The 12,846-nt window shown below is 68.9% G+C and carries 14 protein-coding genes; 13 read left to right on the top strand and 1 reads right to left on the bottom strand.

What is annotated here, in order from left to right; all coding sequences use genetic code 11:
• The first annotated feature begins 297 nt into the window (after nucleotides 1-297).
• The 13 genes from AB0F10_RS17685 (at nucleotide 298) to AB0F10_RS17625 (ending at nucleotide 11,540) form a co-directional block, all read left to right on the top strand.
• Complete coding sequence (locus AB0F10_RS17685) at nucleotides 298-588, top strand: hypothetical protein (protein WP_360625435.1); 291 nt, start codon at nucleotides 298-300, stop codon at nucleotides 586-588.
• Nucleotides 589-792: 204 nt separating this feature from the next.
• Complete coding sequence (locus AB0F10_RS17680) at nucleotides 793-1,872, top strand: hypothetical protein (protein WP_360625432.1); 1,080 nt, start codon at nucleotides 793-795, stop codon at nucleotides 1,870-1,872.
• Nucleotides 1,869-2,840, top strand: coding sequence for a hypothetical protein (locus AB0F10_RS17675; protein WP_360625429.1), 972 nt, complete (start codon nucleotides 1,869-1,871; stop codon nucleotides 2,838-2,840). The genes AB0F10_RS17680 and AB0F10_RS17675 overlap by 4 nt, the downstream gene beginning before the upstream one ends.
• Before the next feature lie 141 nt (nucleotides 2,841-2,981).
• Nucleotides 2,982-3,203, top strand: a complete 222-nt coding sequence (locus tag AB0F10_RS17670) for a hypothetical protein (protein ID WP_360625426.1) — start codon at nucleotides 2,982-2,984, stop codon at nucleotides 3,201-3,203.
• Entirely contained in the window at nucleotides 3,200-3,730 is a 531-nt protein-coding gene (locus AB0F10_RS17665; protein ID WP_360625423.1) for a DUF4314 domain-containing protein, read from the top strand. The genes AB0F10_RS17670 and AB0F10_RS17665 overlap by 4 nt, the downstream gene beginning before the upstream one ends.
• A 387-nt stretch (nucleotides 3,731-4,117) precedes the next feature.
• Nucleotides 4,118-5,173, top strand: coding sequence for a DUF4314 domain-containing protein (locus AB0F10_RS17660; RefSeq protein WP_360625420.1), 1,056 nt, complete (start codon nucleotides 4,118-4,120; stop codon nucleotides 5,171-5,173).
• Nucleotides 5,174-5,367: 194 nt separating this feature from the next.
• The gene (locus tag AB0F10_RS17655) at nucleotides 5,368-6,159 is read left to right on the top strand and encodes a hypothetical protein (RefSeq protein WP_360625417.1); all 792 of its coding nucleotides are present in this window, start codon (nucleotides 5,368-5,370) and stop codon (nucleotides 6,157-6,159) included.
• Nucleotides 6,119-6,655, top strand: a complete 537-nt coding sequence (locus AB0F10_RS17650) for a hypothetical protein (RefSeq protein WP_360625414.1) — start codon at nucleotides 6,119-6,121, stop codon at nucleotides 6,653-6,655. Before AB0F10_RS17655 ends, AB0F10_RS17650 begins: the two co-directional genes overlap by 41 nt.
• A 145-nt stretch (nucleotides 6,656-6,800) precedes the next feature.
• A complete protein-coding gene (locus AB0F10_RS17645; protein ID WP_360625411.1) occupies nucleotides 6,801-7,385 on the top strand; it encodes a hypothetical protein in 585 nt (194 codons plus the stop codon).
• 8 nt (nucleotides 7,386-7,393) lie between these two features.
• Entirely contained in the window at nucleotides 7,394-7,783 is a 390-nt protein-coding gene (locus AB0F10_RS17640; RefSeq protein ID WP_360625408.1) for a hypothetical protein, read from the top strand.
• Nucleotides 7,780-8,133 (top strand): hypothetical protein, encoded by a 354-nt coding sequence (locus tag AB0F10_RS17635; RefSeq protein WP_360625405.1) that lies wholly within the window; start codon nucleotides 7,780-7,782, stop codon nucleotides 8,131-8,133. Before AB0F10_RS17640 ends, AB0F10_RS17635 begins: the two co-directional genes overlap by 4 nt.
• A 674-nt stretch (nucleotides 8,134-8,807) precedes the next feature.
• Nucleotides 8,808-9,908 (top strand): AAA family ATPase, encoded by a 1,101-nt coding sequence (locus AB0F10_RS17630; RefSeq protein WP_360625402.1) that lies wholly within the window; start codon nucleotides 8,808-8,810, stop codon nucleotides 9,906-9,908.
• Nucleotides 9,909-9,935: 27 nt separating this feature from the next.
• Complete coding sequence (locus tag AB0F10_RS17625) at nucleotides 9,936-11,540, top strand: VWA domain-containing protein (RefSeq protein WP_360625399.1); 1,605 nt, start codon at nucleotides 9,936-9,938, stop codon at nucleotides 11,538-11,540.
• Between the two features lie 389 nt (nucleotides 11,541-11,929).
• Here the strand turns inward: AB0F10_RS17625 and AB0F10_RS17620 are convergent, their stop codons facing one another.
• Nucleotides 11,930-12,685, bottom strand: coding sequence for a hypothetical protein (locus tag AB0F10_RS17620; protein WP_360625396.1), 756 nt, complete (start codon nucleotides 12,683-12,685; stop codon nucleotides 11,930-11,932).
• Between the last annotated feature and the right edge of the window lie 161 nt (nucleotides 12,686-12,846).

The raw sequence follows: 12,846 nt of genomic DNA, 5'->3' as shown, positions 1-12,846 counted from the left end.
GACGCGCCAAGCCACCGGACCGCCAGCCGTTATTGGAGCCAGCGAAGCTCCCCCGCGCGCCGGGAGCCGGTGGCAGCTATTCGCCACCTCTGAAAATGGCCCTCCGCCACTCTTTTTGCCCAGAGCGGCGGCCAATACCCCCATCCGGAGCCCGGCGAACGACTTGCTCGCGCACATCCAACGCTCGCCAAAACCGCCCCGAGTCCGGCGCCGCCCTACTCAGATCAAGGCGAACAGCGTGCTACTCGACATCAGCAAACTCAACGCCTTTGACGCTCGCCACCGAAGAGAGCGCCGATGAGCAGCGGACACGAGGTCCTGCTGTGCCGGTGGACCTGGACGGCTACCGGTGACCCGCTCAGTGCCGAGGAGGCACGCCGCGAGTTCGGCTCCAGGGTCGTCGCACGGACGAGACCTGGCTGGTTCTTCCGCCCGGCCACCACACGGTCAGCTACCGCGATCCGCGAGCACGGCCACAAAGCGGTCGGCGAGCAGATCACCGCCTGGATCCCCCCGCAGACAGCGATCGAACTGCACCCCTGCGCCGAGCCGGCCGGCAACCATCGGCGCACCGACGCATCCGGCTGAGACTGAGCCAAGCGTGCGCGCCTGACAAGTCCCAGGCAACGGCCGGGCGAAGAGCGCTGGCCATCACCGGCTTCCACCACCCCGGCCCACCAGCGCACCGATCCGCGCAGGCCTTCCAGCGCCCGCGCCAGCTCTCGGCTTCAGCCGGCGCGCCGTTGCGTCGTGAAGCGAGAGCTTCGAACCCCTCATTTCAAGGAGATCACCGTGGTCGACCACGATGTCGCAGCCATGCCCACCGGCAGCCCTGACAGGGTAGCCGACACCCTCGCCTATCCCATTTCGCCTGATTACGTGAAGTCGTGGACGCCGGTGCGGGCGTTGTGTGAACTGATCGCCAACGCCCTCGACGAAGACCCCCTGGCCCGCGTGTCGTGGGCCGGCGGGGTCCTGACCATCGCCGACGACGGTCCCGGCATTCCCGAGGAAGGTCTCGTTCTCGGCCACTCGACCAAGGCCGGCAACCAGATCGGCCAGTTCGGCGAGGGCAAGAAACTCGCAGCGCTGGTGCTGGCGCGCAGCCCTGAGATCGGACAGGTCCGCTGCGAGACCGTCGGCTATGGCTTCACCCCGACCGTCGAACGCCGGCACCTGCTCAACGGGCTGGTCCCGTCTCGATCGGCGCAGGGCACGGAAATGCTCGTCTACCACCTGTACCGCATAGGCCGCACCAAGGGCACCGTCTTCACCGTCGCCTGCACGGGGGTGCTCGCCGAAGAAGCCATCGGCCGGTTCCGTGCGCTGTCTGAACCCGGCTACCGCCCACCGTCCGTACCGGGGTCATGCGTGCTCGACGGGCCGGTCGGCAGGGTCTGGATCGGCGGGGTCCTGGTCAACATCCAACCCGACCTGCTGGCCTCCTACGACCTGCCGCTGGACGCCAAAGGCCTGCAGAACCGCGACCGCACCGTCATCGAAGCCGGCGCCCTGCGCACCGCGGTCCGCGCCATGCTCGCCACCAGCGAAGACCCGCGGATCATTGCCCGATTCGCCACCCACGTCCTGGCCGGCGGCACCCTGCGGGAACCGGAACAGTTCTTCAGCACGGTAGAGGCCCGACCGCGGGCCGCCTGGCGCAGCTGGGCGCGCCACCACCTACCCGCGCAAACCTTCTACACGACCTCCGGCAACGAGACGGCCGCGCTCGACCTGATCGACAACGGCTACACCGAAGTCAAAGCCAGCGGCCTGCCGCTCCACCTGCAGCGGGCGTTCATGGACCTGCTCGGCGTCGAGGTCGCCCGGACCGGCACTATCAGCGCAACCGGGACAAGACCACCTGGGTGACCGACCGCACCCTCACCCCGGCAGAACGAGACATCCTCGCCGGCGCCCGTGACCTGGTCAGCCGCGCGATCGGGGCGTTCGCGTTCGACCGGGTCCGGGTGTACTCGCAGAGCGAGGAATCGCCGTGCGCGGACGGCTTCTACAACCCGCGCAGCGGCGACGTGGCCATCCACCGCGACGCCCTCGCCGACCGGCACCGCACCCTGCTGGTGCTGGTGCACGAGGCCGCCCACCGGGTCGGCCACCGCGGCGGCGGTCGATGGCTGCCGATCGCCGACTACAGCGACCGCAGCCGCGGCTTCGAACACCTACTCAGCGAGTTCGCCGCCCTGCTACTCGGCTACCTCGCCGACAGCGCCGCCCTACCCGAGGCGGTGCCCGCCCCGGCAGAGGCGACGCCTGCCAACAGACGGCGGTGGCTGGCCCCCGCCGACGACCCGGCAGTCCCGACCGTGCGCCGCGAGCTGGCGCACCTGATCGCCGACCGGCTACCCCAGGCACTCGCCGACGGCGGCTTCCGCAACGAGAAAGACCTCGTCGCCTCCACCGGGGTCCACCCCGACTACTGGCGCACCCTGCGAAAGCCAAAGGTCGCCGGCCACCGCCAGCGACGCGGCGGACGCGCCTGGGACTACGACAAAGTCGGCCTACTCGCCGAAGCCGCCGGCCTGCACCCGCCGGTCGTCTGGCTCGGCTACCACCTGTGTGAAGGCTCCATGCACAACCGCCCCCGCGAGCGGTGGGGACAACCCGGCCGCTGGCCCAAGACGATGCGCGACGCCATGGACCGAGCCTGCACCGACCTGGAGAAACTCGGCCACCCCTACGCCGAACAGATCCCCGCCCTGCGGGCCTTGGCCGACGGGAAAACCCTCGCCCCGATCGGCGACGACACCTGGCACGCCCCCGCCCTCCGGCTGCTGGCTGTCGAACGCGCCCGGCTCCGCCTCATCACCGAAACCCCGTGAGACCGCCAACCCTGCGACAGCAGGCCCCACCCCGTAGAGCCCGGCCACCGACGCGTCGAACCTTCCCGGCTCGCCCGTGCGCGCCTGCGCCCCCGGGCAGCCGGATCACCAGCACTTCTTCCACGAAGGGACCGATCCGCGATGACACCACGCACAAACTTCCTGACGGCCGTGCTCGTGCCGGCGAACGCCACCACCGACATGCGGCGCAACACCCCGGGCTCCGGCGAGGTCAGCGACGCGGATGCGGCCGACACCCCGTTGTACGACCGGAAGCGGCTTGCCACCGCCGCTGACCTGCTGCCCAGCGGGGCGGACACCGCCGCGACGGCACCGCCGACCGGCGGGGAGCACCAGCGGTGACCGTCTACCTTCCTGGCCAGCGCATCGTCCTGATCCACACCAGCGACCCACACACCCGGCTGCGGCCCGGCACCACCGGCACCGTCCGTCGCCACGACCAGCAGGCGAACACCGTCGCCATCGCCTGGGACGACGGCTCCACCCTGTCGATGCTGCTGGACGACGGCGACCGCATCGCGCTCGCCACCGATCCCGCCGCCATCACCGCGAGCCAACACGGAGACGACCGCCCGGAGCCTGCGAGCAGCCAGGCACGAGACGCCGGCCAACCCGCGGGACCGGCCGCCGACGGCGATGCGGTCACCTACCTCACCGCCTTGCCGCCCTGTGACATCCACCGTGCCGTGCGCAACACGGTGGTTGCGGCGCGCTACGACGGCGCCACCCGGCAAGGCCCATGGGCCTACATGTGCGACGGCTGCTTCATGGCCCACGGTGTCGGCCTGGGCCTCGGTCGTGGGCAACGGCTGCTCCTCGGCCCTCCACCCGGCGCTCCTGACGCCGCTGACGGCAGCCGTCCGGACTGACCTCGCCGGCATTCCGCTGCCGGCACGGAGATTCCGCCCTGCCAACGGCAAAGGCGGTCACAGCGACAGATCCGGCCGGAGCACGGCCCCGGCCCGGCCCCGCCTTGTGACCGCGCGGACCAAGCGAGACATGCGGGCGAACCCCAGCCGGCACCGCGGATCGGTAGTGCCACACGGGCTGCGTCATGCAACACCGTGCCGGCTTTTGTGGCCCGGACCGCACCGGCGGGCCGACGTACCAGCGACAGCACACACGCGGGTGGCCGCTCGGAGCGGCCACCCGCACTCGTCGTTCTGCCGTGCCCCGACCGCGACGGGGGTTCGCAACAACAACCTGATGGGAGAAACATGATGAAGCCCTTCACTAATGGTCAACGCGTTGGCGCCGTGATCGACGGCGACATCGCCAGCGCCTTCGGGCACGGCCCGCAAGGCACCGTCCACAGCTACGACCCCGTGCAGCAGACACTGGTGGTGGACTGGGACACCGGTACCCGGCAGGTCCTGGCCGCCGACGCGGGGCTCATCCGCCTGACCTCCAGCTGGGTGTCTGCCGCCGGTACCGGACTTTTATGGGATGAGGTCCACAGCGCGGCGTACGCCGCCGGTGCCACCGCCGGCCGCGCCGCTGCCGACCAGTGGTGCCAGGACAACCTCGGTGAGCGCGCATCGCGCAACGTGAAGGCGGTCGCCCGGACCGTCATGCGGGCCTTCGCCGATGATGACCTGGAGTCGCTCGACAGACTGCCGCTGTACGAGCCTGTTCGCTCCGCATTCGTCGAGGACGTATCCATACACGATGTGGCGGCCCTGACGGTCGTCCCGGAAGTGGAGCAATGGTCGCCGCTGTCAGGCGATCAGGTCGACGCGGTGGCCGACAGCTACCGCAACGGTTACGACAACGCGCTGCTCTACCATCTGGCGCTGCAGTGCAGCCGGGCGGCCAGTCCGACCGGTGACGGCCGCGACCTGTCTTACCTGCACCCGGACACGCTGCGGGTCGGCAGGTATGGGGTGTTCTCCGGCGAGTGGTACCTGACCGACGATGAGGGACCGGACCGATACCGCGTCGGGTTTGTTGGAGTCCTGGAAGGCTTCTGGAACGGGTGGGCGGTGTTCGCCTGCGACCGCACCGTCGTGGAGCAGATCGTCGCCGACCGTGCCGCCGACCGCGAGGCCGACCGGGACAGCGGGTTGAGCCCGGCCGAGCAGGACCGCGAACTGGACCAGGTGTGGGGGCGGACCTACTTCGACGGTGACGTGCTCGTCGTCGACCAGCGGATCATGCAGGGCGACCCGCAGGCGATCGAACGGACCACCGCCCGGGTCGACGGCCGGTGGTCGGTCAGATCCATGAACCTGTCCTGGGACGCGGTCGACCCCGCCAACTGCGACCGCATCATCGGTGACCTACCGGCCGCCGGCGCGGAGCAGGCATGGTGACCTTGCGGCACACACCCGGCCTGCAGGTGCCGCACGGCCGGCTGCAGGTCACGCCGTCGAGCGGCGGACCCACAACGGGGAAGCAGTCACCGCCCAGCTCATCCTCAACGGGCTGATCATCAGCATGATCCAGAACGACGGCAACGGCGGACTGACCGAGCTGTTCTCCCCGGAAATCTTTCGACTGGCAGGGCATGCTCGCCTACCGATTCGCATACCGCTATCACGCGCAACAGGGCGGCCGAGCGCTCGCTCGCCGCTGCCTTGCCGCCCGGCCATGCCGGCACCTTCTGGCAGGTCTGGTCCGGCGACAGACGGTCGGACCTTTCGCGCGCCTGACTCCGCTGACCTTCCACGAGAACAGGAGCCACCACATGAAAGACCGGCCGCGGCAGCGTGCGACGCTGCCCAACTTCGCGACACCGCAAACCGGCGGGCACCCCGGCGCCTGCGGCATCGTCCGCCCTCACCACGATCAACAACCTGCCGACGCTGACGTCTGCTGGGACGCGACCCTGCGGCGGCTCCGCGCCGCCGCCACCGAGGCCGGCCGCAGCGCCGTCGACTGGTGGGAACAGGACACCATCGGCGGCCGGGCCACCGGAGATGTCCGCGCCATCGCCGGCCGGGTCCTCGCCGGCATCGACGACGGTGACCCCGCGGTGCTGGACCTGCTGCCGAGGTTGGACCTGTCCGGCCAGCGAGCGGACGGCCCCATCGAAGCCGACCTGTACACGGCCGCAACAGGGCCGGCCGACTCCACCTGGTCGGCGCTCGGCGACAGCCGGCGCGGCGAAGCGATCGATGTCTACCGCGACGCCTTCGACACCGCCGTGCTCGACCGGGTCACCAACCTGTGCCGGCAGACGGCCGAGCCCGCCGTGCGCAGTAAGCCCGGCGCCGATCCGACCGCGACTGACCGCTTCGAGAGAACGGAGAACCACCATGACCAACCCGACCGCCGACCTGTCCGCCGACGACGATGAGACCGCGGAATCCGGCTGGATCACCCGCTGGCTGGGCCCCGGCGACCTCTACCGAGGCGAGCCGCTCACCGACCAACAGGCCGGCGTCGAGCTGTTCGACGCCACGATCTACATCGACCGCCAGTCCGGGCTCGTCGCCCTGGGCCACGCGATCGTGCAGCACTTCGACGCTCCCGACGCCGACACCCTCGCCGCCGCCGGACTCGACCCGGTTCCGGCCAACGGCCGGACCTGCTACACCTGGCCCGAGGTCGCCCGGGCCGCGCTCGCGAAGCCGGCCCTCGTCTACGTCGCCACCACCGACACACGGCACTACGCTTGGGCCGGAATCGGCGACACCGCCGACCAGGCCCGCGACGCGCTGATGACCGCCTGGTACGCCCACGCGCAGGCCACCGGCGCCGATCCGGATCACGTCCGGCGCGACGAGCTCAACGTCATCAACGGCCCGTTCGGACAGGGCTTCATCGACTACGACCCGTTCCCCCGCCCCTGAGCAGGCCCGGCGACTCGCGGCAGCCCCGGCCATCACCCCAGGGCGAGGCCACCGCGTAACCGCCGGCCGCGCATATCCCTATCCCCACCACCAGATCCGCGACCCCCGGTCGCGGATCTTCGCTATTCTCCTGAAAGGAAGGGCCATGCCCGACGACTACGAGTTGCCTCTGCCGAAGTCGCTCACCATCGATCAGGTCCCGGGCGAGCAGCAGCAATTCACCCCGCTGATCCACACACCGGGGATGCAGGTTGCCCACGACCGGTTCCGGCTGCGGCTCCTACGGCAATGGCTGGCACACAGCGGCGTGGCATACGTCGCGGCGCTGCTGCTCGACGAACACCGCATCGGCACGGTCGGTGACGACGCCACCGGCGACGGCACCGACCTGCTGCTGAACGACCCCGCTGGCGCCGCAGCGTGGACGGCGTACGTGGCCGCCAGCCGCTATCACGGCCGGCACATCACCGAGCAGCGGCTACTCGAGGCCCTCGCCGACGAGATGTTCATGGCCGCCGCAGTCGCAGTCGAGGCCGGCATGGGTAACACCCTGCTACGCCTGGTCGACGACACGGGGACAACGCGGGTACTGCGACCGATTGCCGCGCCACCGTCCAGGGACGACATCGAACAGGCGATCACCGAGCGGACAACCTCCGGGCAGTGGCGGATCTGGACCGGCCATGCCTGGGCGGCCCTGCCCGCCGCCCCGGCTTCGGACGGGCGGTGACCGTGGCCATGGACCTGGAACAAACCATTGCCAAATACACCGGCCGTCATGTCACCCGGGAGCAGCTCGACAGAGCCATGCAACTGGACGGGCTCGCCGCCGAGCTCGCCATGGGGATCGGGAGCACCGCCGACGCTGTCGGTGTCACCGAGAACGAGCTGATCCGCGTCATCGACACCATCACCCGACACACGACCACCGCCCGGCAGGCGATCACCGCCGAGCCCGGCCCTCCGACCCCACCGCTGAGCAGGCTGGACGAACTCCACGGTGCCGGGGTCCGGTTCGACGCCCTGATCGCCGTGCGTTCCCAGCAGCTCGCCCACCTGGACCGGCTGCTCCGAGCCTGGCATTTCTGGCTCGACCCGGACGCAGCCGAGCCGGGACCGCCGCGATGACCGGGCCGGACGACCTGTCGGTCGGCGACCCGGAAACCATGCGGACCCGGCTGCTGGCTCGGATGTGTGACACGTGCGTGTTCCGGCCCGGCAACCATATGCACCTGCGGCGGGGCCGGCTACGGGATCTCGTCGAGCAAGCGCGAGCGGCGGAAAGCTACATCGTCTGCCACAGCACCCTGCCCGGCATGGCTCCCGACGGTGTCAAACCGGCGGTCTGCCGCGGCTTCGCCGACCAGTATCGCACCCAGTCGCTGCAGGTCATCGAGCGACTATTCGGTTTCACCGAAGTCGAAGCACCGCCGAAACCCGACCTTATCCATCCCTGCACGGAAGGCGAGCAATCGTGAATCCAGTAACTATTCCCGCAGATCGGCCGGTCACCGGAGCAACACAGAGAAGCCACATCCTTCCACCACCAGCACTGGCACTTCGGTGCCAACTATCCGAACGATCCCGCCCTGGGTGAGATCCTCTGCTACACCTACCTGTCGGATGCCGTGGACGCCCTGTTCAACGATCATCGTTGGCCAGCGAGCTGACGTCCGATGACGTGGCGAACACGGACGACCTGCCCGCATACCGCGACGAGATCCGAGCACGAGACGAAAAGATCCGAAAGGCACACGGATGCGCCGTGTACGCCGGCGGCTTGATCTTCTGGGTGCACTGGCTCTCATCCGATTTGGAGAGCTGCCCCATCCGCGTTGCATGACGCCCCGGGCCCACCAGTTCTACCAGCGTTTGTGACGGCACGAACCCTCGAAGTGGCCGGCCCGGCGCCACCTCGGCCGCCCGCACCGACGTGACGTCTTGAGCTGTCCCGCCGGACCCTGCTCTGAAGCGGGGAACCGGCCACCGATCGGCACCATCGTAAGGCGCCACGTCGGGTGCGGCGTCCCTGACCAGCGATCCCAACAGGGGATCGGCGTGAGGACGGTCCACCCGTCTCCGTTGTACGGCCCACAGGCCTGTGCACCCGGAGACGGGTGTACAGGCCTGTCCATATTCGCGAAGGCCAGCCATGACTGCACCCACCCCCAGCCCCGCTACCGGCGGCTCCGGATACCTGTACCGCAAAGTCGCCCTCCACCTGCGCGATCACCCCGACGAACTGCTCAAGGTCGGCGAGATCACCAAAGCCATCGACGCGCCGTCGACCGGCGCCGTGTTCGAAGTCGGCAAGAAGATGGCAGCCGCCGGACACGCCACCCACCACACCAGCCCGCACCGCTTCCAGATCACCCAGACCGGCATCGACGCCGCCGGCGCCATACCGCCCACCACCGACGGCGGCCGAGCAGGCGGCGGGCGTAGCCGCGCCGGGCGACCGGCGCCGGTCACCCGGCCCAGCGGACAGCTGTACTACCCGCGCCGGCTCGGCGGCGGCTGGGACATCGACGTGCTACGCAAACTGCGCACGCAGAAGGTCCCGGCGCTGCTGTCCGGGCCGCCGGGCACCGGCAAGACCGCGATGCTGGAAGCCGCCTTTCCCGACCTGCTCACGGTCGCCGGGACCGGCGACACGATCGTCGACGACTTCCTCGGCTCCTACGCACCGCTGCCCGGCGGCGGCTACGACTTCATCTACGGCCCGCTGGTCGTCGCGATGCGCGAGGGCCGGGTGCTGCTGGTCGACGACGCCACCCTCATCCCGCCCCGCGTGCTCGCAGTGCTGTACCCGGCGATGGACGGCCGCGGCAAGGTCACCGTCACCACCACGCACGGCACCGAGATCGTCGACGCCGCCGACGGCTTCTACGTGTGCGGCGGCCACAACCCCGGCGTGCACGGCGCCATCCTCACCGAAGCCCTGGCCTCCCGGTTCACCGTGCAAATCGAGGTCACCACCGACTGGGACCTGGCCATCGAGCTGAAAGTCCCGAAAAGCGTGGTCGCCGCGGCGATCGACCTCAACATCGAACTGACCGCCGGTCGCATCGGCTGGGCGCCGCAGCTGCGCGAGCTGCTCGGCTTCGTCAAGGTCAAGGACACCCTCGGCCAGGCCACCGCCCTGTCGAACCTGGCCAGCATCGCCCCCGACGACACCCGCGAGGCCGTGACGGCCGCCCTGTCGCGGCACACCGGAAAACCGATCACCGCACTCGCCCTCGGCAAACGCTGACCCCTCACCGTCAAGGAGGAACTCCCGATGTCGCCATCGAACCCGCACCGCCGCACCAACACCACGAAAACGGCGCCGCCGGACCCGGACTGGCAGCCCTGGTCCGACGCCTGGACCAAACACGTCCCGACACTGACCGGCCGCACCGACCTGCACGTGCACATCGCCCCCGGCGCCGGCGGCGGGGCCCCCGAATGCTTCTACCCCGCCCTGCGGCGCATCGAGATCGACGCCCGCTACATCGCCGGCACCCCCGACGTCGCCGACCCGCGCCGAGCCGGCCACAAGAAGCTCGTGCCCACCGGGTACGGGCTACTCGTGCACGGCGCCGCCCACGCAGCGCACAGCTGGTGGGAAGCCCCGCCCGGCACCCCGCCGATCCTCACGGAGGTCGGCGAACTGCTCGAGGAGTCCCGCGCCGAAGGCCGCCAACGCGGCCGCCGCCGCGGCGACCGGCGCTGGCTCCGCCACACGATCAACGCCGTGGTGCACCCCGGCATCGCCCCGGTCGACGACCTATGGCACGCCGGCGTCCTCGCCGCACTGCTCCTCGCCCGCGTCGACGCACGCATCCTGACCAGCAAAGACGTCCGTAGCATCCGTGCCGCTGTCACCGCCGTCGTCGGCCGGCCACGGCTACGGCAGCTGCGGGAGGTGTGGAAGCAGTCGCACCTGGTCGACGACACCGACGCCAACGCAATGATCAAACTGGCGCGTCGGTGGTGCGAGATCCTCGGCATCGACCCGGACCGGGACCAGCTCGTCCCGGTCGCCGATGCGGGCGCGTTCGCCGGCCGGCTCGACCAGACGCTCACCGACTTCCTCGCCGCCACCGTCGGGCTCACCCCCGGCGACTACCGTGCACAGATCCTCAAACGGCGGCACAACCCGCCCAGCGACTGGGCACGCAACGACCCCACCGCCGAGCAACAGGCGGCCGCCCGGCAACTCGCAGAACGCATCCAGCGAGCGCGGACCCGCAACCCCGAACCCGGCCTGCGCGGCGCACTGCTCCCGCCCGGCCGGCTGCGGACCCGGCACGCGATCGCTGCTGACGCCCAGATCGCGGCCGGACAAACTCCGACTGCGCAACCGTGGCAGCACCGCACCCAGCTGCCACCGCCGAAGCCGACCCTGCACATGCCCATCCTGGTCGACTTGTCTTTCTCCATGGGCGCCTACGCGGCCGAGCTGTCGTCCGCGGCGTGGATTTTCGCGCATGCCGCCCGCCGACGTGAGGCAGTCACCGCCACCATCGGGTTCGGCGATCGCACCACCATGCTGATACCGCCGCACGCCCGGCCACAGCAAGTGCTGCACATGCCGGCCGACGGCTTCAGCACCTCCACCTTCGGCGAAGCCGTGAAACTCGCCGACCAGCTCCTCGACCTGCGTCAAGGCCGCACCCTGCGCCTGCTCGCCGTCGTCTCCGACGGTCTGCTCGACGATCGCGACGCCGGACAGAAACTCATCACGACCCTGCACCGGGCCGGCTGCGCCGTGCTGTGGCTACAACCCAAAGGCCTCACCAGCCACACCTTCGAGCACACCACCACGATCACCGTCGCCGACCCCGTCGACGCCGTCGCCCGGATCGCTGATGCCGCCGTCACCGCCATCGAGAACACCTGATCGCACCGCCGATCCGAGCAAAGCCGTCGCACTCGGAGACCACCCGTCACCGGCTGTTGCGGCGCCGGACCTGACTGCCTCGGCCTGGCGGGGTGGGGACCGCAGTACCAGTACGGGCACCGCCTTACCTCACGGCATCAGGTATGCGCCCGCGTACCCATCGAACCCCTCGACCTCGTCCGGACGCAGCGGCTCGAGCGTGCGACGAAGGAGGTGGTCGCTGTGGCCGCCGACATGCTCCTGCGCGATCCGTACCTACGCCCGTCCTCGGACAGCGCACCGCTCACGCACGGTTACGGGCGCAGGAGGCGGGACGCGCGTTGTCTGCGGCAGAACAGTGAGCGGTCAGTTTCCCTCGTCATCCATCTGACGAAAGCCTCAAAGCACAGTCATTCTCTAGCCGAGTTCGATGACGAAACAGGGTCCGATCGTTCTCGCACGGCCTGCCCGAAGAAATACCCCAATATCACCAAGAACGCGTTTGAAACAATCTCCGAGACTGCGGTGCCGGCGAACATTGCGACGATCATGGTGGCGGCAAGGGCTAGTAGAAGAAAGCCGCCGACGAGGCTGGCAATCGATTCACGGGCGAACCAACTCTGGCGGATCGCTGTCTTTCGAGCCTGCAGCTCGACCTGAAAAAGCAGGTCCTCTTGACCTTCTTTGATCGGCTTAGCCTCATCGGTCAAGCGCTGCTGTAAGATGACTTCTTCGCGTCTCTTTTCCGCCAGCTCTTCCTCAATAACGCGCGACCTCTCGGTGTCATCGGTGCTTCGAGCGAGCTCGTCCTCCAGGTTAGTGACATCCTGCTCGACCTCCAGCGCCTTGATTCTGCCGAGGACCTGCATCCGTCGCTCGAGGAGGATGGGCAGAATGCCGACCTCGAAGTGAGCCGACGAGTCATGCTTAACGATGACGGCGCCAGCTTGCGCGTTGATACTTATTCGCAATTTTCCGAACGAGTCTGGATGCTCGATCGCTTTATCGATCGCCTGTAGGATTATTTTGAGCTCGTCCAGAGAATGCTGCTGTATCTGGTCTCTGCCGAGGCCGAGTTGACTAAGCTGAGGTTCGAAGAACCTGCGGGCGAGTTCCAGTGCATCCGTCGACTGTTGCAGGGCTCGTACATCGCTGGACGCCGCCACTGTTTCTCCCATCAACTCTTGAGGCTAGACCGAAAACTACATCGTCGAGGTTCACGATATGCCGATCCCTCGCACGGCGCCATCGACCGAATAATGCTGTCAGGTCACCGAACACAAAGCAATGATCTGTCCATGATCAGATGCCCTCACATCGGTATGAG

Origin of the sequence: Actinoplanes sp. NPDC026623, from assembly GCF_040638275.1 — a bacterium.
Taxonomy (GTDB): Bacteria; Actinomycetota; Actinomycetes; order Mycobacteriales; family Micromonosporaceae; genus Actinoplanes.
Note: the sequence above shows the minus strand (reverse complement) of the source record. Positions and strands in the feature narration are given on the sequence as shown.